Annotated in this window: 6 protein-coding genes; 5 read left to right on the top strand and 1 reads right to left on the bottom strand. The window is 56.3% G+C overall.

What is annotated here, in order from left to right; translation table 11 throughout:
- Window positions 1-39 precede the first annotated feature (39 nt).
- Window positions 40-14,658, bottom strand: a complete 14,619-nt coding sequence (locus J5067_RS09445) for an Ig-like domain-containing protein (protein ID WP_264650973.1) — start codon at window positions 14,656-14,658, stop codon at window positions 40-42.
- Window positions 14,659-15,402: 744 nt separating this feature from the next.
- Here J5067_RS09445 and J5067_RS09440 point away from each other — a divergent pair.
- The 5 genes from J5067_RS09440 to J5067_RS09420 all read left to right on the top strand — a co-directional run bounded on the left by J5067_RS09440 (window position 15,403) and on the right by J5067_RS09420 (window position 21,306).
- Window positions 15,403-16,524: a 5-methyltetrahydropteroyltriglutamate--homocysteine S-methyltransferase gene (locus J5067_RS09440; RefSeq protein ID WP_264650972.1), complete on the top strand. Its 1,122-nt coding sequence runs from the start codon at window positions 15,403-15,405 to the stop codon at window positions 16,522-16,524.
- Between the two features lie 320 nt (window positions 16,525-16,844).
- Window positions 16,845-17,894 (top strand): type II asparaginase, encoded by a 1,050-nt coding sequence (locus J5067_RS09435; RefSeq protein ID WP_264650971.1) that lies wholly within the window; start codon window positions 16,845-16,847, stop codon window positions 17,892-17,894.
- Window positions 17,895-18,191: 297 nt separating this feature from the next.
- Window positions 18,192-18,716: a shikimate kinase AroL gene (gene aroL, locus J5067_RS09430; RefSeq protein WP_264650970.1), complete on the top strand. Its 525-nt coding sequence runs from the start codon at window positions 18,192-18,194 to the stop codon at window positions 18,714-18,716.
- A gap of 55 nt (window positions 18,717-18,771) precedes the next feature.
- Window positions 18,772-19,056 carry a pyrimidine/purine nucleoside phosphorylase gene (ppnP, locus tag J5067_RS09425; protein ID WP_264650969.1) on the top strand — a complete coding sequence of 95 codons (285 nt, stop codon included), beginning with the start codon at window positions 18,772-18,774 and terminating at the stop codon, window positions 19,054-19,056.
- 459 nt (window positions 19,057-19,515) lie between these two features.
- Window positions 19,516-21,306: a methyl-accepting chemotaxis protein gene (locus J5067_RS09420; protein WP_264650968.1), complete on the top strand. Its 1,791-nt coding sequence runs from the start codon at window positions 19,516-19,518 to the stop codon at window positions 21,304-21,306.
- Window positions 21,307-21,334: the final 28 nt, after the last annotated feature.

The raw sequence follows: 21,334 nt of genomic DNA, 5'->3' as shown, positions 1-21,334 counted from the left end.
GGCACTGGCGTGCCTGTGGTGGCTGCTTCCATTTTGTTATTAGACGATGTTGACGTGCAGACCTTGCTGCACCAGCACATCTCCCAGTGTGTTGCCGCTCTCTAACGCCGAGTTGTGATACACATCGAACATCATGCCATCCAGCGCCCGTTGCCCGGTGAAGGCCCAGGTGCCGCTGGCATCCGGGATCAAATTGACCTCGTTGCCCGCTGCGCCAAGGATGCGCAAATCGTCTTCAGGTTTATCGGTGACCGACAGCGCACGCGCCAAATCGAGCGTGATGCTGTTGGTGCCGGAAGTCCCGAGATCGAAGATTTCGATGTTGTCGATGCTTAATCCCAGCGCAGTGAGATCGAGCGCCAGATGTTCGCCATTCAGTGCCAGCGTATCGGTGCCTGCGCCGCCGTCGATATGCAGCGCGTCCAGTGCGGAAATCTGAAGCAGGTCATCGCCCTCACTGCCGGTCAACGTGTTGCTGTCAGTCGGTGCGATAGCCACGCCGCCGATGCTGTAACTGATCTCGCTCGGCGTGGTGACCGTGGCGCTGGCGCCGGTACTTTGCACCTCGTGCAGGCTGGCAAGCGTCAAGGTGCTGTCGTCATGCGCCGTGCTCGTGTCGTGACTGGTCGCCGCAGTGTGGCTGGTTTCCAGCGAGGCGCCGCTCTCCTCAAGGGCCAGGCTGTGGCTCTCAAGGCTTGCGAGCGTAAGCGGGAGTGAAATACCGGTAGTCAGTCCGGCAGAAACGCCGACGCTGTTACCTGCAATATCCTTGACGGATGCTTCTACCAGCGTGCCGGTCAATACGCCAAGGATGTTAAACACCGTCAGCCCCAGCGTCGCGAGTAGCGAGCTTTCCAACCGTGCGGTCCAACTGCCATCGGCTTGCACCGTGCCGGTCAGGCTAATGCCGTTAAGCACCGAGTTGGTTTTGAGCAGAGAAACGGACACCTGCGCACCCGCTTGCACATTGCGACTTTCGCCGTGAATTGCCAGGCCGTTGGTGATAATACTCAGCGCACTCAGCAGCGTGGTCGGGTCGATACCCAATTGCGGCAGCGCATGCGTTTTCACAATCGCCGTGCCGCTGGCACTTGTGGTGTTGCCATAGCGATCGGTCACTGTGACACCCACGTTCAGGTTGCCATCGAGAATATTGAGCAGGTTCTCCTTCGGTACGCTTACGCTCCAGTTGCCATTGGCGGCAACCGGGACGGTCAGCACCAATCCGCCGACGTTGACGCGGATGCTGCCGCCTACGGCGTTACTGACGGTCCCACTGATGGTTTGATTGACCTGCGCTTCCGTCAGATTGAGATAGCCATCACCGAACAGGGAACCCAACGACAGCGTCGGCAGGTGATGGATACCGATGCCCACGCCAGTACTGATGCTGACATTCTTGCCCGCCGGGTTGGTGAGCGCTACGCCCAGCGTCAGATTACCATCGGTCAGTGCGGTGAGATCGGTGGCGGACAAACCGACCGACCAGGTGCCATCGCTTTGTACCACGGTCGTCAGGGTTCTGCTGCCTAACGTGACGCGCAGCGTTGAACCCGCGGCGTTGGTGGTGGTACCGCTGATGATCGGATTGGTCACCGCCTCCACCGCGTTTAGCAAACCATCGCCGCCAAACAGCGGATTGAGCGTGATGGTCGGTGCGGCATTGATGGCAACCGTTACCAGGCTGTTTTGGCTGATGCTGTTACCTGCGGTATTGGTCAGTTGGGCATTCACGGTGAGAGAGCCGTCTGCCAAGGCTTGCAGATCCGTTGTCGGCAGGTTCAATGACCAACTGCCACCCGCGTTGATGGTGGTGGTGTAGGTTTTTCCTCCGAGCGTTAATGTCAGGGTGGTGCCCGCTGCCGCCTGTGTGGAGGTACCGCTCAGGATTTGTGTGCTGAGCAGATCGTTCAAATCCAGAATGCCATTGCCAAACAGCGGGTTGAAGGTGATGGTTGGCGGCGTGAGTGCCACCGTCAGGCCTGCGCTGGTGCTGTTGCTGTTGCCTGCGCTATCGGTCACCGTTGCGTTGACGGTCAGGTTGCCGTTGACCAAAGATTGCAATTGCGTTGATGACAACGGGATGCTCCACACGCCCCCGGCACCCACGGTGGTGTCCAGTGAGAGTCCACCTATTGTGACCGTTACCTTCGATCCCTCCGCCGCCTTGGTTGTGATACCGCTCAGCGTTTGGCCCAGCGCCGCTTCCGCCACGTTGAGATAGCCATCGCCGCCAAACAGCAAATTAAGGCTGATGGTCGGCAAGTTTTTGGTGATGGCCGTAATGGTTTGGCTGATTGAACCGGTGTTACCGCTGGCGTTAGTCACCTCCACCTTGACCGAGACGCTGCCATCGACCAATGCCGCGAGATCGGAAGGTTGCAAGGTCAGACTGTAGGCCCCGGCGGCACCCACCGTGGTTTGGAAGGTTTTGCTGCCCAGCGTCACGGTAACCTGCGAGCCGACCGCGGCGTTGGTGACCACCCCACTCAAGGTTTGAGCGACCAAGGCTTCTGCGGCATTGAGGAAGCCATCGCCACCAAAAATGGGGCTCAGCGTAACCACGGGCTGGGAGAAGCCCAGCGTTAAGCCACCGCCAAGTGACACGCTGTTGCCCACGCTGTCGCTGGCATTCACCGTGACGGTAACATTGCCGTTGCCCAGATTTTGTAGCAGTGCTAATGCATCGGTGCCGACGCTGGCACTCCACTTGCCGTCGGCTCCGACCGTTGCGGTCAGCGATCGTACGCCGGCCAAATCAATCGTCAGTTGCGTGCCAGCCACCAGATTCAGCGCGGTGCCGCTTATCGTCTGGTTGTTGAGCAGATCGCCGAGATTGAGCAGTCCATCACCGAATATCGGATCGAGCGTCAGGCTGGGCAGGTTATTGATGATCGCCGGAACGTTCACGGTTTTGCTGACCACGTTGCCGCCGTAATCGGTAACGCTGACGCCGAGCGCCAGCGTGCCGTCCTGCAAGGCTTTCAAATCCAGCGTGGGGACAGAGAGGCTCCACGCGCCGCCAGCCCCTACGGTAGTGGTGTAGGTTTTGGTGCCCAGCGTGACGGCGATGTTAAAGGCCCCTTTGGTCAGATCGATGTTACCGACCACACCGCTGATGGTTTGATTGACAGCGGCTTCAAGCGCATTCAGGCCATTATTGCCGAAGGCAAGGACCGAATCGATCGTTGGCACAGAGCGTAACACATCGATATCGACCAACTCATTCTTGCTGTTGCCATTGACGTCAACGATGTCGACTTCCACTTGCAGCAGTCCGTCGGAAAGCCCGGAAAGCAGCGAGGGCGGGAATGAGACGCTCCAGGCTCCGCCCGCACCGACGGTAGCTTCCAGCGTGGTGCCTGCGAGGGTGACACTGACTTTGGCACCGAGAGAACTGCCGGTGGCGTGACCGCTGATCACCTGTGTTATCAGTGATTCGGCATAGTTGAGGATACCGTTGTTACCGAAAATATCGTCAACGCCTGCGCCCAGCGTCTGGTTGAGCGCCACGTTTAAGGTCACGGTGGTACTGCTGCTGTTACCGGCGGCGTCAGTAATGGTCAGCCCGATCACCTGCGGGCCATCGGTGAGTGTGGTCAGGTCGACGGTGGTAAAGGGAATCTGCCAGTTTCCATCGTTATCTACATTTACCGGGACGCTGGTGAGCGGGCCCGCCGTCAGCGTTACCGTGGCCCCTTTCTCACCTTTACCACTCAGGATTTGCCCCAGCAGCGCTTCGGCCATCGTGAGGATATTGTTGCCCGCAAAGGCATCGATGGTCAGCAGCGGGATTTCCGTATCGACGATGATATCGAGCGGTGTTGCGTTGGTGGAGTTGCCTGCGGCATCTTTCAAGGTGGCGGTGATGACCTGCGGCCCTTGAGGAAGGTTGCTCAGATCGGCGGTGGGAACGCTAACCGACCAGATACCGCCCGTGCCGCTGCCATTATCGAGCACTTGCGCCTGATAGATTTTCCCGTTCAGCGTCACGGAAACAAAGCGCCCGACCTCCGCAAAGGAGGCGGTACCCGTGATGGCTTGCGCCGTTGCCAGTTCGCTGTTGTCCAGCGTGTTATCCCCGGCAAAGGTGAGGATGGTGACCGTCGGCGCAGTGACGTCGACCTGAACGTTGGTGCTGGCACTGATGAGGTTACCGCCTACGTCGGTGCTTGCGGTTATTTCCACGGTGCCATCGACGATAAAGGCGGCATAAGGTGCAGGAATATCCACGCTCCAGACGCCATTGGCATCGGTTGTGATACTTGCCGCTAACGGGACGTTATCAATTAGCACAGCAATGGTTTGCGGATTCGTACCGTGATGCACTACCCCGGAAACGGTGATGGTAGCTTGTGATTCACCGACGTTGATAACGTTGTCATCGGCAATGGCATTAATCACCATTGTTGGATCCGGTGGCAGGACAATATTCACCGGGACATCCAGCGTTTCATTAACGATGTTTCCGGCTTTATCTTGCGCCTGAATGGCGATCTCTGTTGGATTGGTGAACTGCTGCAACTCCGAGGCCGGAATTAACACCGACCAACTTCCCCCGACGCCAATATTGGTCTCATAGTCGTGGCCGTTTACCGTGACGGTCACTTTTTGCCCGACTTCCAGTCCGGTGGAGGTGCCGCTCAAGGTTTGTGCTGTGCGACTTTCTACATAGTTCAGCCCATCGCCGCCGACAAAAGCATCGAAAGCAATCGTTGGCAGCGTATTGACCACAATATGCACCTGACCGCCGACGCTGGCACTGTTGCCTGCGGCATCGGTCGCGGTGACCGTCAGGGTTTGCGTGCCATCGGTCAACCCGCCCAACTGGGCCGCGTTAAGCGACCATTGGCCGTTAGTCACCGTGGCCTCAATCGGTGGATTATTACCAATGGTGACCATGACCCGCGTGGCATCACCGGCATTACCGCTCAGTGCGGCAATTTCTGTCGCGTTCAGATAGCCATCGCCAAACGGGGTATCGAGCGTAACGGCGGGTGCATGAAAGTCGTTTTCGAAGGTAACCGTGTCTTTGGCTGTGTTGCCCGCCTGATCTCTGGCGGTCACCTCTAGGGTGTGGTTGTTACCTTCGATGAGTGAACTCAGTGCGTTGGCCGGCAGGGTGACGCTCCAGGTGTTACCCGTGACCACGGCCTGGTAAATCACGCCGTTAAGGTCAATCTCGACACTGATGTTTTGTGCAACGCCGGTGCTATTGGTGGTGCCTGTAATGGTCAGCGGGCCGTTGGCTTCCGCGATGTTGAGGATGTTATCGCTGCCAAATAAGGGTTCGGTGATGTCAGGTGTGGGCAGCGTCAATGCCGCAGTAACGTTAACGCTGGCGCTGCTGGGGTTGCCTGCTTTGTCGGTGACGGTCACCAGTAACGTATGCCCACCTTCGGTAAATGCCGCCAGTTGCGTGGAGGTCAGGGGCAGTGACCAGCCGCCCAAACCGTCTACTTGCACGCCAGTGAACACTTGCTGGTTTGCGGTTCCGGCATCCAGCGTCACCGTCACCGTTTGCCCGCTGCCGCTGATCCCGGTTTTACCGCTCAGCGTCTGCGGTTTATTTGACTCTTCCAGATTGAGGTAGCCATCGCCGAAAGGCAGCACTAACGTGGCGCTTGGCAAGCTATGGAATAGCACCTCTGCGCTGCCTAGGGTGGTGCTGCTGTTACCCACGCTATCCGTTACCGTGACACTCACGTTAATCGTGCCATCCGGCAACGCTGACAAGTCGGCGCTGGCGAGCGGCAATGTCCAACTGCCGTTGGCATTCACGGTGGCGTTGTAGACCGTGCCGTTGATGCTGACGCTGACGGTTTGTCCGCTGTTGCTGGCAAGCCCGGTTTGCCCGTTGAGGGTCACGCCGGTCTGGACTTCGCTGGCGCTGAGATATCCATCCGTGAATAACAGCCCGGTAATGCTCGCTGCTGGCACGCCCTCCACGATACTGCTAAATCCGCCGTTGATGGGTGCGCTGGGGTTACCGGCTTTGTCTTGTGCGGTGACGATCAGCGTGTGAGCGCCATCGTTCAGGCCTTGAAGATCGGCGGCGGGTAACGTAACGCTCCACAAACCGGTCTCCGTCACGGTCGCGACATAGGGTTTACCATCGATGGTCACCGTGACCTTTTGTCCCGCACCGTTAACGCCGGTGCTGCCGCTCAGCACCTGATCCACCCCCGCCTCAGAGGCATTGAGCTTGCCGTCAATAAACGGGGTATTCAATGTCACGTTGAACGTGGTGTGCGTGACGATATCCAGGGTGCCGCTGGCGCTGGCGGGGTTTCCGGCGCTGTCCGCAGCGCTGATGCTGACCTGTACGCTGCCATCATTCAAACTTGCCAGCGCATTGGCAGGAATAGTTGCACTCCACAGCCCGCCCGCTAAGGTGGTGCCGGTGGTGGTGTAGCTGCCAATGGTGATGGTGAGCGTGGTGTTGGCGGGCAGGTTGGTGTAGCTGCCGCCTATGGTACCGCCAGCTTGCAGTTCGGCCAGATTGAGCTGGTTGTCGGTAAACAGGGTGTTCACGGTAAGCGTGGGCAGCGCCTGGGTTTTCAACGCAATATTCAGCGTATCGCTGCTGCTGTTACCCGCACTGTCGGTGGTTTTGGCGGTCAGAGTGGCGGTGCCATCCCCCAGCGCCAGCAGATCGCTGGCGGAGAGCGTGGTTTGCCAGACGCCGTTGCTGTTGGTGACGACGGTGTAGACGCTGTTGCCCACGGTGAGGGTAACGTGCAACCCCGCTTCCCCTTTACCGCTGATCGGTACACCCGCCAATGCGGTTGCCAGACCGATATCGCCGGGCGTGACCAGCGCATCAATTTCCAGCAGCGGCGGAGTGGTGTCCACGGTGATGCTGTGGCTGTTGCTGGCCGGGTTTTGTGCAATATCACTCACGTTGGCGCTAATGGATTGCTGACCCTGTGGCAGCGCCTGCACATCGTTGGCGGGCACCGTGGTGCTCCAGGTACCGTCGCTGCCGACCGTGGCCAGATAGGTTTTGCCATTCAGCGATACGCTAACGCTACGTCCCGGTGTGACATGGGCGGTTGAGCCGCTGATGGTCATTGGGCTGCCGGCGTCCTGTGCGTTGATCACATCGTCTCCAGAAACGGTGGAGATAGCGATGGTGGGCAGATCCGCCGGTTGTGCGATCACATTCAGCGTATGGCTGTTGCTGGCCGGGTTACCGCCCTTGTCGCTGACGCTGGCGCTGACCGTGAGCTTGCCATCCGGCAGTTCGCTAACGTCCAACGCAGGGACTTGAACACTCCAACTGCCGTTTGCCTGTACCGTAGCGCTGTAGGGTTTTCCATTCAGCGTCAACGCAACAGTTTGTCCTGGTTCAATGTGGGTGGTGGTGCCGCTTAAGGTCAGCGCTTGCGTGGCTTCTTGTGCATTGAGGTAATCATCGTTTGACAAGGTACCGATAGTCACGGTGGGGGCTTGTGTGAAATCGGTATCCAGCGTGACATCGCGCGTGGCGCTGCCGCTATTGCCTGCTGCATCAACCATGCTCGCAACGACGGTGGTAATCCCGTTGGCACTGCCGGCCAGATCGCCTGCGGGAACGGTGATTTGCCAGGAGCCATCGCTCAGCGCCGTGCCCTGATAGATTTGCCCGTTGAAGGTGATACGCACCACCACGGTTTGACCACTGTCATTAACGGGAGAGGTACCGCTGATCACCAGCGGTTGCAGACTGTCGGCGATGTTGATGATGTCATCACTGCTGATCGCATTGATGGTCAGTACCGGGGGCGTCAAATCAATGTTGGCGCTGCCGCTAACCGTCGAGGTATTCCCCGCCGCATCACTGACGGTGACGGAAATCGCTGTCACGCCGTCGCTGAGTAGGGTCAGGATGTTGGCCGGTAACGGTAATTGCCAGTGACCGTTGCTGTTCACTGTGCCGGTAAAGATCTCGCTGCCGATCGTCACTTTCACGGTTTGACCGGCACCGCTGATGCCGGTGCTGCCTGTCAGCGTTTGTCCGGCCTGTGCTTCGTTCTGGTTGAGATAGCCGTTGCCAAACGGTGCGTCCAAGGTGGCGCTCGGCAGTTGATTAATACTGACCTGCACGGTTTGGCTATTGGTAACGGTTTTCCCGACCTGGTCGGTAGCAATGGCACTGACGTTGAGCGGACCATCGCTCAGTGCGGTCAGGTCGGTACCGGAGATCGTTGCCGTTTGCCAACTGCCGTTTGCCTGCACGGTGGCGGAATAGGCTTTGCCGTTGAGCAGTACGGTGATGCTGGTTCCGGCGGCGATATTACTGCTGCTGCCGCTGATAATAATACCGTCCGCCGCTTCCTGGGCATTGAGCCGGTTATCCCCGGTGATGGCGGCTATCGCAAGCCCGCTGGTGTTGGTGTTGATGGTAATCGGCTGGCTGGCGCTGGCCGTGTTGCCGGAGGTGTCGGAAACGCTGGCGCTCAAGGTCTGGGTTCCGTTAACCAGTTGGCTCATGTCCTGCAACGGAATAGTGGTGCTCCAGGTGCCGTTGGACTGCACGATAGCGCTGTAGGGTTTACCGTTAAACGTCAGCGTCACCGTTTGCCCGGCTTCCACATTGAGCGTGGTGCCGCTGAGCGTCTGGCTGCTTTGAATCTCGGCGCCATCAATGATGTTATCAAACGCCACATTGCCCAGGGTAATGCGCGGGGCGTGTTGTGCGCTGGCATCCACCGTGATGGATCGCGTTGCCGTGCTGCTGTTACCTGCGGCATCGCTCAACGTGGCGCTCAGCGTGTAAGTGCCGTCGCTCAACGCGCCCAGATCGGCAGCGCTCAAGGCGACAGACCAACTGCCATTACTGCCGACGATCCCAGTATAGGATTTGCCGTTAAACGTGACGGTGACGGTACGGCCTGCTTCCGAGGTGGACGCACTGCCTGTGAGAGTTTGTGCCGTCAGTACCTCGCTTTGGTTGAGGATATTATCCGTGGCGAGATTGCCCAGTGTTAACGTCGGCGGGGTACGATCGACGGTCACGGTCTGCGTCAGGGTACTTTGATTACCTGCGGCATCTTTGACGACAATGGATACGGGGCTGCTGCCGTCGGGCAGCGCCTGCAACGCTGAAGGCGGTAGCGACACGCTCCAGCTTCCGGTCGGCGTTACGGTTGCGGCATGTTCTGTTCCGCCAAGCGTTACCGTCACCGTTTGTCCGGGCGTGGTAAGTCCGGTCGTGCCGCTCAGGGTTTGCGCACTGCCTGCCTCTGCCGCATTCAGCACACCGTCACCAAACACTGGGTTAAGCGTGGCGCTGGGCAGCGTGTGGATAAACACGCCGATCGCGTGGCTGCCGCTGAGCGTATTGCCAGCGCTGTCCACCGTGCTGAAGGTAATAGTGGCCGTGCCGTCAACCAACTGTTGCAGGTCGGCGGCGGGAAGCAGGACGCTCCATTTCCCGTCAGCGGTGGTGCTGCCGGTGTAGGTTTTTCCGTGCAGGCTAAGGATAACAGGCGTGCCTGCCGCGACATTTTGGCTGGAGCCGGTAACGGTGATGTTTTGCGCCACCTCGCTCAGGTTAAGCTTGTCATCACCGGTGACCGGATCGATGGCGATGCCACTCAACGCGGTATTCACAGTGAATGCGTGGGTCGCCGCTGAGGGGTTGCCGCTTTTGTCCTGTGCGCTGACTTCCAGTGTGTGCTGCCCTTGCGCCAACTGTGCCAGGTCTATCGCAGACACGCTGACCTGCCAGTGCCCCTGGCTGTCTACCGTGGTGAGGTAGGTTTTGCTATTCAGGGTGACGGTAACCGTTTGTCCTGCCTCCAGATTGAGGCTGGACCCACTCAGAATTTGCGCTGCCTTGATTTCAGCGCCGTCGATGATGTTATTCCCGGTAACCGCATTAACGGTCAGCACAGGCAGGTTGGCGGCGTTGGCGTCCAGGGTGACCTGTCCGCTGGCAGTGGTGCTGTTGCCTGCGGTGTCGGAGACGGTGGCGCTGTAGGTGTAGGTGCCATCGGCCATCGCTTGCAGATCGGCGCTCTGCACCGTCACGCGCCAACTTCCATCGGCCTGCACGATTGCAGAGTATTGCTTGCCGTTGAATGTCACCAGCACGCTACGCCCGGCTTCTGTCAGTGAGGCGTTACCGGATATCACCTGGTCGCTCAGGCTTTCGGCGTGGTTGATGATCCCGTCGAGGGTGAGCGGTTTTAGCGTCAGAGTGGGCGGCACCCGATCCACGGTGACGGTACTGGAGATTTCGCTGCTGTTGCCTGCAACATCGGTGGCAGTAACCCGCAGCGGTTGTGCCCCGGCAGAGAGCACTTGAAGATCGGCGGCGGGAAGGTCGGCGCGCCAGTTTCCTTGTGCATCCACCGTCGCCTGATAGGTTTTGCCGTTGAGGGTGATCACCACGCTCTGTCCGCTACCGCTCACGCCGGTTTTGCCGATCACCGTCTGGCCGCTGGCGGCTTCGGTGGCGTTGAGCACATTATCCCCGAAGGGCGCTTCCATTGAGGGTTGCGGCAGGTTGTGGATGTGTACATCCAGATTGCGCTGGGCGGTGACAGGCTCGTCATTCGGGTTGGCAACGCTGGCATGGATCACGGCCGTGCCATCTTGCAGCGCGAACAGTGCCTCACTGGGAATGGATAGGCTCCAACTGCCGTCCGCCGCCGTGGTGGTGGTGTAGGTTTTTCCGTTCAAGGTCACGGTAACGGTTTGACCGATGGTCACGTTTACCGTGATGCCACTGATGGTGAGCGGCTGTGATGCCTCTACCCGGTTCAGTTGGTTATCCATGGCGATAATGCTGATGGAGATGCTGTCATTGCTGATATCGACATCGCTCCAGGCGGTGCCACTGCCTTCGTTGCCCGCCTTATCGCTCACCGTCGTGCTGATCGCGATCGGCCCGTCCGGCAGTTCTGCCATATGCTCCGCCGGAACGCTTACCCACCACTTGCCTTCACCGTTGACGGTCGTGAAGTAGGTCTTGGTGTGTAACTGCACGGTGATGCTTTGTCCCGCTTCCACGTTGGTGGTGGAGCCGCTCAAAATCTGGCTGACCTTGGTGTCCGCTGCGCTGATGGTGTTGTCTTCCGACACAAAGGCATTCACGGTGACCGTGGGACGCATCGCGCTGTCGGCGTCCAACCCAATGGCTTTCGTCACTTGCGTCACGTTGCCCGTGGCGTCGGTCAGGCTGGCTACCAGTGAATAAACACCGTTAGGCAGCGAGGCGAGGGCATGGGAAGGTAAATCGATGCTCCAGTTGCCGTCGTTACCCACCTTGCCGGTGTAGAACTGCCCGCCCAAAGACACGGTGACGGTTCTTCCCGCTTCGCTGACCGAGGCAGTGCCGTTGAGCGTTTGCGTGCTTTGCGCTTCCTGAATATTGATGATGTCGTCGGTGGCAATGGTGCCTAACGTCAGGGTCGGGGGCGTGACATCGACCAGGCTGCTAAAGCTGCTCGCGCCGTGGTTGCCCGCGATATCCGTTGCGGTAACCTGAAGGGTTGCATTGCCTTCCGGTAGCTGTTGCAGATCGGCGGCGGGAAGGGTGGCATGCCAGTTACCGTTGGTATCCACCGTGGCGTTGTAGGTTTTTCCCCCCAGCGTCACCACCACGGTTTGCCCGTTACCGCTGATACCGGTTTTACCGCTCACGGTTTGATCGCTGTGCGTTTCATTGAGATTCAACGAACCGTTGCCAAACGGTGTGTCGATGGTTGGCGCGGGCACTGCATGAATATGCACGCCCACATTGTGCTGATCGCTGGCGGTTTGGCCTTGAGCATCGCTGACCGTGGCGGTTACCGTGGCATTGCCATCGCTGAGTGCCTGAAGGTCTGCACTGGGGATTTGAAGCGTCCAGGCGCCATCGGCCTGAACCTGCGTGGTGTAGCTCTTACCATTCAGCGTGATGGTAACGGTTTGCCCCGTAGGCACGTTGGCCGTATTGCCGCTGATAGCCAGTGGCTGAGTGGCTTCTGCCTTGTTGATCAGATCGTCGCTGGCAATAATATTAATGGCGATGGCATTACCCGCGGTATCCACCTCAATCGCTTTGTTGGCGCTGGTGCTGTAACCGGATTGGTTGCTGACGTTCGCCGTGATGCTCGACGGGCCACTTGGCAGTAGCGCCATGTCGGCGCTCGGAACGGTGACGTGCCAGGTGCCGCCGCTTTCCACCACCGCGAAATAGGTTTTGCCGTGCAGCGTCAGTGTGACGGTGCGGCCCGCTTCAACGTGGGTTGTGGTGCCGCTGAGCGAGTGGCTGACCTTGCTTTCTGCACCATTGACAACGTCATCACCGGCGAAGGGATTAATGGTTATCGTCGGCAAAGAAGCTACGCCGTTATCGACGGTAAAGGTATGGGTCAGGGTGCTGGTGTTTCCGGCCTTGTCACTCAGGGTGGCCGTGAGGGTGTGGGAGCCATTGGTCAGGTTGCTCAAGTCGCCAGTGGGCAGGGTGATTTGCCAGTTACCGCTGGAATCGACAAGGGCGGTGTAGTTTTTGCCGTTCAGCGTTACGGTGACGGTACGATTGGCTTCGCTGACAGAGGCCGTGCCGTTGAGGGTTTGATTTACGCCCAGTTCGCTGTTGTTAAGGATGTCATCCTGCCCGACCGGGGAAAGGGTCAACGTGGGCGGGGTGGTATCTACCGGCACGGGTTTGCTCAGCACATTTTTATTGCCTGCGGCGTCGCTCACTTCCACCGTTACGGTGCTGTCGCTGCCGGAAGGTAAATTTTGCAAGCCGCTGCTGGGGATCTTCACCTGCCAGTTGCCGCTGTTATCCACGGTGCCGGTATAGGACTGGCCGCCGATGCTGACGGTCACGCTCTGGCCCGGCCCGGTTACGCCAGTAGTGCCTTTCAGCGTTTGCTCCTGACCCGCTTCCGTGCCGTTAAGCACGCCGTCGTTAAACGGGGGTTCCAGCGTCGCGACGGGCAGCGTGTTGACCACCACCGTGATGGGATGTGTTGTCGTCAGCGTGGCGCCGCTCAGGCCTGTCACGCTGGCACTGACGTTATAGCTGCTATCGGTGTTAAAGACCAAATCGCTACTGGGGACGCTGAAACTCCAACTGCCGTTGCTGGTGGTGGTAGTGGTGTAAACATGCCCATTGAAGGTAATGGTGACGGTTTGGTTCGCCGCCACGTTGGCTGTAGTTCCGGAGAGTAACAACGACTGCGTCGCTTCAACGGCGTTCAAGCGATCGTCCCCGGAAACGGTGTTGATGTTAATGGCTTCCGCCGCGCTGTCCACGGTGATGGTCTGTGCTGGCAGCGTGGTGGTATTGCCTGCTTTATCGGTAATGGATGCTACCAAGGGGTAGCTGCCGTTGGTGAGTGCCTGCAAATCTGCGCTGGGCAGTGAAATTTGCCAGGAACCGTCACTATTGACGGTGCCACTGTACGTTTTGCCGTTCAAGGTGACGGTAACGGTCTGTCCCGCCTCACTGGGTGAGGTGGTGCCAGACAACGTTTGTGCACTTTTTACCTCATCGGCCGTGAGTAAATCATCGCCGGTGAGCTTCTGTACTGTAAGGGTTGGCGGCGTAGTATCAACAATCAGTTCGCGGGTGATGCTGGTGCTGTTACCCGCTTTATCCACCGTCACGATAGTCATGGTGTTTGCGCCTTCGCTCAGCGCTTGCAGGTCTGCGCTGGAGAGTGGCAACTGCCATTTACCGTCATTATCGACAGTGGTGGTGTAGGTCTTGCCGTTGAGTGTCACGGTGACGGTGAGCCCCGCTTCACCGCGGCCACTTAGCGTTTGAGGTTGCGCTTGTTCTGCCGCCGTCAGGATGTTGTCTCCCGTGAGCATATTTTCTGTCAGGAACGGCGGTAATGTGTCTATTCCCAGCGCTACGTTTTGTTGATGTGTGCTGCCCTGAGCATCCGTCACGCTGACCTGAAGCGGGTAAGTGCCATCTTCCAGTCCGGCAAATACGCTGGCTGGCAAGGTGATTTTCCAGGTGCCATCCTGTTCGACCCGCGTGGTATAGGTCAGGCCGTTAAACGTGATTGTTACCACCGATCCAGGTGTCACATCTCGGGTGCTACCACTGAGCACCTGTGATTGACCGAACTCCTCACGATTCAGGACATTGTCATTTGCCAGTGGGTTTACAGTAAGCGACGCGGGTGTTGCGGGGGGCGTCGACGGCCTGTTGTCGTCGTTGCTGTTGGAGGCGGCTGCGGCAATTACGCCGCCACCGAGCGCCACGGCACCGAGAATGCCACCGAGGGCTGCGGCTGAGAGCCCACTGGTGCTAGTGCTGTGTAACAGCAGTGAGGTAATGTCGGTGATAACATCATATTCGGGAATAAGGGTGACCGTTTCCCCAGCGCTGAGCGCCGCTGCTTCGCCAGGAGCGCTGGAAAAATGGATATGCGTCAGGCGGGTACCATCATCAAACACCAGTTCGCTGTGGTAGCCCTCGGCATCGACCAAAAAGAAGCGCTGGTAGCGCACAACAGTACCATCCTGCATATGCAAGATGAGATCGTCGCCCTGGCGTTCGTAGCGAGCAACGCGGTCTGGTGAACCGGGAATTCGAACCGTGCTGCTGTGCTGCAATACGATATCCGTTGCGTCGGGCGAAACGTGCTGAATGACATTTCCACTGCCGCGGCGATCAGTGATACCGATATACCCTTGGACAACGTTGCTCTCTGCCATGATTCACCTTCTTCTCGCTCGTCACTGAGGTTTGAACGGGTATATACGCAGATATGACCCGTTCAATGCGGGGCTCCGGGAAAAGGGGAGCGCTAAAGCATTACCTGGTGGAGAAAGGGTGAAACAAAACCACGCCAACAGCGTGCGCGCGTCAGGTGATGACGTGCGAGAAAATGTGCTTATCGCTTATTTTTGATTGCTTTTTGTTATGTGTTGCTGGTGTTTTTATGTATCTGAGTAATAGGTATAGGAGTGCTTTTTGTAAAGATCCACATGCTTGGACATGTTTTGACATGGAAATGTAAGTTATTTCTTAAGATAACGCTGAGCGGCTTTGTGGGTGCATTTCTATCTTTGATGTGTTTTTTTCAATTAATTCATTTTGTTATCTATGTGTTAGCGCTCACGGCATCCGTGTTATGAAAATGTTTCTATAATTAACGCTAATATTTATTTATTGTTAATTTTTTATTTCTATTTTGTCATCTTCAAGAAACCTGCCTGACAGGGCGATTATCTGCATTGGGCTTGCTGTTTCGTCTTGGATTCTACGTTGATACCGCTACTTGCTGAAATTTGATGCAATATGCATTTTTTTTGCATGAAAAGTGAAGTTTGCATTTGCTGCTCTGAGGGGAGCATGGTAGGAATGATGCCGTTTGTGTGCAGCCACCTTTGCACACGCCAAGGTCGTAGCAACAGACGTTTGGAAGAAGCGTTATTCGAATAACAGGATCCGTTATCATGCGTCGTACAATACAAAAATACCCGCCGTTTCATGCCGATCATGTTGGGAGCCTGCTGCGCCCTGCCTGCTTGCAGCGCGCACGCTCGGCGTTTGTGGCAGGCAAGCTGACGCGTCCCCAACTGACACAAGTGGAAGACGATGAAGTGAGACGCGTCGTGGAGCAGCAAAAGGCCTGCGGTATTCATGTGATTACCGATGGCGTGCTGCGCCGTACCGGGGGGCATTACGACTTTTTTTCCCACCTGCACGGTATTGCCGGTCCGCTGGAGGAACAGAATTATTGTATTACGCGGCAACAGATGGCGGCCTGTCACCTTCAGGTGGTGGGGCCGGTTTCTTTTAATCCCGAACATCCCTTTTTGGCGCATTACCGCTTTCTGCATCAGGCCGTGGGTGACGATCCCCAGGCTGTCGCCAAGCAGACGCTGCCAAGCCCCTGCATGTTGATGTACCGCTCGTTGCGCCGAAATGGTGTTTATCAGGCGTTAGATGACTACTGCGACGATTTGGCACAGGTATACGTTCAGGCGCTGCACGCGTTTTATGCCCAAGGGTGCCGCTATCTGCAACTGGATGATACGTTCTGGAGCCTGTTTGGCGATGTCGCCGCGATCCGTGCCGAGCTGGATGATGACACCGATCCCTATCAGCTCATTGAGCACTGCGTTTCTTTGCTTAACCGCATCATGCAGGATAAGCCGAAGGATATGTATATCAGCCTGCACGTGTGCAGTGGCGATCTGGATACCAAAGTCCTGCACCGCAATCCCTTTGCCGATGTTATTGCCAAAGCACTCGGTCGCCTGAATGTGAATAGCCTCTTTCTGGAGTATGCGGATGCGCATTTCAGCGGATTGGAAACACTGCGCGCTATCGGAACGCAAACGGTGGTACTCGGTGTTATCACCTCCGAAACCGGAGAACTGGAGGATGCGCGCAGCATCAAACGTCGCATTAATGACGCCTCACTCTATTTACCGCTAAACCAATTGGCATTGAGCCCGATGTGCGGATTTGCTTCAGCAGAGAGTGCCGAATGGCTGACTGAGGAGCAGCAATGGAACAAACTGCGCCACGTGGTCGATCTTGCCCATGAAATCTGGGTGATGTCAGAGTAACGCGTTTCACTCCCTCCGCTATCTGCTTGTGCTCTGTAGCAGATGCCTTTCTCTTTCCCTCAGGCGCAACCCTTGACGTGCGCCTTGCATATTTACTTTCTTTTGCATTTTTTTCATTGGGTTATTGTCGTTTTGCGATCCCGCAAACGATACCTTTTCCTTCGCTCGGGCAAGATGATTTACCGCAGAATAACGGAGAGGTAAATACCAGCCCAGGCAACGTTTATACGCGATAACTACATAAAACCTATAGGGAAATGCTGCTGTGGCAGGCAGTAGTGGCATTTTATTGTTGATGCACTGAAGAGTGGATAATCGTGATGAAAAGGATAGTGAAATCGCTGTTAGTGGTAGTAGTGGTGTGGTTTTCCGCGTTAGCGGGTGCGGCGGAAAAATTACCCCATATCGTGATCCTGGCAACTGGCGGCACCATTGCCGGTTCTGCTGCGGCAAACACGCAAACGACCGGATACAAGGCCGGTGCATTGGGGGTTGATACCCTGATTAACGCTGTACCTGAGTTAAAAACCTTGGCAACCATCAGCGGTGAGCAGGTGGCGAACATTGGCAGTGAGAACATGACCAGCGAGGTGTTGCTGACGCTGAGCCAGCGTGTCAATGCGCTGTTGGCGCGCGACGATGTGGATGGCGTAGTTGTTACGCACGGCACGGATACCTTGGATGAATCCCCCTATTTTCTGCAACTGACGGTGAAAAGTGACAAACCGGTGGTGTTCGTGGCAGCGATGCGTCCTGCTACTGCCATCAGCGCGGATGGTCCGATGAACCTGTACGGTGCCGTTAAAGTGGCGGCGGATAAAAATGCGCGCGGTCGCGGGGTGATGGTGGTGTTGAACGATCGCATCGGCTCTGCGCGTTTTATCAGTAAAACCAATGCGTCGACGCTGGATACCTTCAAAGCGCCAGAAGAGGGGTATTTAGGTACGATCGTCGGCGATCGCGTTTACTTCAACAACCGTTTGGACAAAATCCACACAACGCGCTCGGTGTTCGATCTCACCGGCGTTAAAACACTGCCTCGTGTTGATATTATCTACGGTTATCAAGACGATCCCGAGTATATGTACGATGCAGCCATGGCACACGGCGTGCAAGGTATCGTCTACGCCGGAATGGGTGCAGGCAGCGTTTCCAAACGCAGCGATGCGGGCATTCGTAAAGCGCTTAGTAAGGGGATTGTGGTGGTACGATCCACGCGTACCGGCAGTGGTGTTGTCCCGCCCGATGCCAGCCAGCCTGGCTTGGTTTCTGATTCGCTCAACCCGGCAAAATCGCGCATTCTGCTGATGTTGGCCTTAAGCAAAACACACAATGCCGATGTGATTCAGGAATATTTCCATACCTACTGATGCCTGAGTCGCACGCAAAAAAAATACCGCGTCGTCGCTCCTGATAGGCGCACAGTAGGCTGCCACCCCTGTGGATGGCAGCCTTTCCTGCTCTTCCCTTTGCTGTCTATTTCATTAAATCGTGCATTTAACCCGAAATAACACACAACGTGGCAGTGATGTAAGGGAAATCCGGATAGATATGCGGATTAGCCTCCAGAGGCTTTCTTGTTGTCATGCTTTATCGGTATGATGCCTGCTGATATCGATTAATGCGTCCCGGAAGCTGCCGGGAAAGTGAGAAGGGTAGGTCATTACATGTCACAGCCCATTTTTATGGTTGGGGCCAGAGGATGCGGTAAAACCACGGTCGGCAACGCGCTGGCTCGTGCGTTAGGTTATCAGTTTGCCGATACCGATCTGTTTATGCAGCAAACCAGCAAAATGAGCGTGGCGGACGTGGTCGCTAATGAAGGGTGGCACGGTTTTCGCCAGCGCGAAAGCGTCGCCCTGCAACAGGTGACACAGTCGCGCTGTGTGATCGCCACGGGCGGAGGTATGGTGCTTTCGCCGCAAAACCGTCAATTTATGCGTTCGCAGGGGATCGTCATCTACCTGTTTGCTTCAGCGACGCTGTTGGGCGATCGTCTGGAAGCCTGTCCTGAAGCGCACCAACGTCCCACCTTAACGGGACGTCCGATTGTTGACGAGATGGCCGACGTGCTGGCAGCGCGCGAGACGTTGTACCGCGATGTGGCGCACCACGTGGTCGCTGCCTCTGCAACACCGGATGTTATCGTGACAGAGATCCTGCAAATGTTACGTGTTTCAGCCGCCTCATAAGCGGTTTTCGTCTGTTATTTCTTTCTTCTCGTTTCTGATCACAGGTGCTGTACTTATGTTGAATGTTAATGAATATTTTTCTGGAAAAGTGAAATCTATCGGTTTTGACAGTGACTCCATCGGCCGTGCCAGCGTGGGCGTGATGGAAGCGGGAGAGTACACCTTTGGTACTGGACAGCCGGAAGAGATGACCGTGGTGAGCGGCGTGCTGACGGTAAAACTGCCGGGCAGCGATGAATGGCAAGTTTTCGGACCCGGAGCCGTATTCTCTGTGCCGGGCAACAGTGAGTTCTACTTGCAAGTGGCTGAGCCGACCTCTTATCTGTGCAAGTACCTCTGAGTTATCGCCCCTGCATGCAGGGGCAACCCCGCCTCGTTAACCGTAGCAAAGCACCTTCATCTTGAAAAAATGCCCATCGTCAGGTTTTTATTCGGCCGCATTTCCGTTGATCTTGTCGTCGAAGAAACGCGTGTGGTGCCGTATGGAAATTATCACCCTGTGCGCCAAACCATTAATTGACTGGGTAAATAGCGAATAACTCGCGCAAGACTCATATCTTTTTCTTATATCTGTTAATAAGCACACTATCCCGGTGATATCATTTTATTTGATGAAATAAACTGTTTTTTTATGCCAATCTGGTAATGAACGGCGAAGTGCATGCCTGAATGAGTGAAAAATATCATACTAAGTTCTATTTTCCTGTTATACATCTTCTTTAGCGCCACAATCCGCGCTCAAGTTTGATTTTATTCTGTCGTTATAGAATATATAGCTATCTTCTACTAAGAGTGATTTATGCTGAAAACAACGCGAGCGCGCATATTGGCGGTGTGTGCGTCTATTGTGGTTTTTTCCCTCGCCGTAAATACCTACCTGAATTACACCATTGCCAATAATGCGAATGAGTCTTCCATCGAAGATACGCTGGATTCGGTAACCAGTAGCCACAGTCTGGCCATCAGTGACTGGGTGTCGTCAAAAATTCAGATGATCTCCTCCATGAACGACTGGGTATTGACTCATGAGGATCCGATTCCGCTGTTTAAACAGATGGTGTCGGCGGGGAAATTCCTGAACGTGTACATGGGATACGCTGATGGTACGGCAAAATTTGCCGATCCGGGCGGTATTCCGGCGGATTATAACCCGACAGTACGCCCCTGGTACAAGCAGGCCGTGCAGGTGGGTAAACCGGTTGCCACCACCCCGTATATTGATATGGTGACCAACAAACTGGTGGTGTCTTTTGTGTCTCCGGTGGTTTCTGGTTCCAGCGTTAAAGGCGTGTTGGGCAGTGACGTGACGATGGAAAATGTGATCGCCAACGTGCGCTCCATCAACCCGACGCCGGCCAGTTTTGGCGTGTTGATAGACAAAACCGGCGTGATCATTGCCCATCCGGATGAAAAACTGACGCTGAAAAATATCACGGATATTGCACCGGGCATCGTGCTCAGCGAATTGCTGACCGCTCAGCATCCGGTGACCGTGGAGATGGGCGGCGCGGAACGTATGGTGCGCGCCTCCCCAATTGCGGGCACCGACTGGTACATTCTGGTGGCGCTCGACCGGGCAGAAGCCAAGGCGGGCATGCGTTCACTGCTGATCACCTCGGTGATAACGCTGGTGATTATTTCACTGCTCGGCTCGCTGATCGTTGGCGTCATCATCACAAAAACCCTTAAACGCCTGCTGCAAGTGCGGGATGCGATGGATGACATCAGCAATGGCAACAACGATTTGAGTCGGCGTTTGCCCGATGAAGGCCATGATGAAGTGGCGCAGATTGCCCGTTCATTTAACGTCTTTATCGACAAACTCAGCATGGTGATGATTCAGATTCGTGATATCAGCGCCTCGGTGAAAGTCGCCGTGGATGAAATTTCGTTAGGCAACAACGATCTTTCTGCGCGCACAGAATCAGCGGCGGCGAGCATTCAACAAACTGCCGCCTCGCTGGAACAAATCTCGGCGGCGGTCACCGAATCAGCCAGTTCGGCACAGCATGTGAACAGTCAGGCGCGCATCCTGTCTGAAGATGCCAGCATCGGCGGTAAAGTGGTTTCGGATGTGATTGTGACCATGGAAGACATTGTCGCTGCGTCTGGCAAGATTGGCGATATTATCGGTGTGATTGACGGCATTGCCTTCCAGACCAATATTCTGGCGCTGAATGCGGCGGTGGAAGCAGCCAGAGCGGGTGAGCAGGGGCGTGGTTTTGCCGTGGTCGCTTCTGAAGTACGCGCGCTGGCACAACGTAGTGCGCAGGCAGCCAAAGAGATCAAAACCCTGATTGAAGCGACCGTGGTCGGCGTGACCTCCGGCTCTACGCAAGTGCGTCAGGCCAGCAATACCATGCAGGAGATTGTTGGCGGCGTTTCTACCGTGACCACCGTGATGTCCGAAATTACTCACGCGGCGAATGAGCAGATGCGCGGCATTCAGGAGATCAACAAGGCGATGGCGCAGTTGGATTCCATGGTGCAGCAAAACGCGGCGCTGGTGCAGGAATCCACGGCGGCCACCGAAGCGTTGCTGGCGCAAACGGAAGAGCTGCACTCTACGGTCGGGCACTTCAAGGTGTAACGCCTGAAGAGAAGAACATGAAGAGCGC

The organism is Candidatus Symbiopectobacterium sp. NZEC151 (assembly GCF_025962655.1).
Taxonomy (GTDB): Bacteria; Pseudomonadota; Gammaproteobacteria; order Enterobacterales; family Enterobacteriaceae; genus Symbiopectobacterium.
Note: the sequence above shows the minus strand (reverse complement) of the source record. Positions and strands in the feature narration are given on the sequence as shown.

What these genes read in the sequence shown, in the direction of transcription:
- J5067_RS09435 (WP_264650971.1), top strand. Translation starts at nt 16,845, where the DNA reads ATGAAAAGGATAGTGAAATCGCTGTTAGTGGTAGTAGTGGTGTGGTTT.
- J5067_RS09445 (WP_264650973.1), bottom strand. Translation starts at nt 14,658, where the DNA reads ATGGCAGAGAGCAACGTTGTCCAAGGGTATATCGGTATCACTGATCGC.
- aroL (WP_264650970.1), top strand. Translation starts at nt 18,192, where the DNA reads ATGTCACAGCCCATTTTTATGGTTGGGGCCAGAGGATGCGGTAAAACC.
- J5067_RS09420 (WP_264650968.1), top strand. Translation starts at nt 19,516, where the DNA reads ATGCTGAAAACAACGCGAGCGCGCATATTGGCGGTGTGTGCGTCTATT.
- J5067_RS09440 (WP_264650972.1), top strand. Translation starts at nt 15,403, where the DNA reads ATGCGTCGTACAATACAAAAATACCCGCCGTTTCATGCCGATCATGTT.
- ppnP (WP_264650969.1), top strand. Translation starts at nt 18,772, where the DNA reads ATGTTGAATGTTAATGAATATTTTTCTGGAAAAGTGAAATCTATCGGT.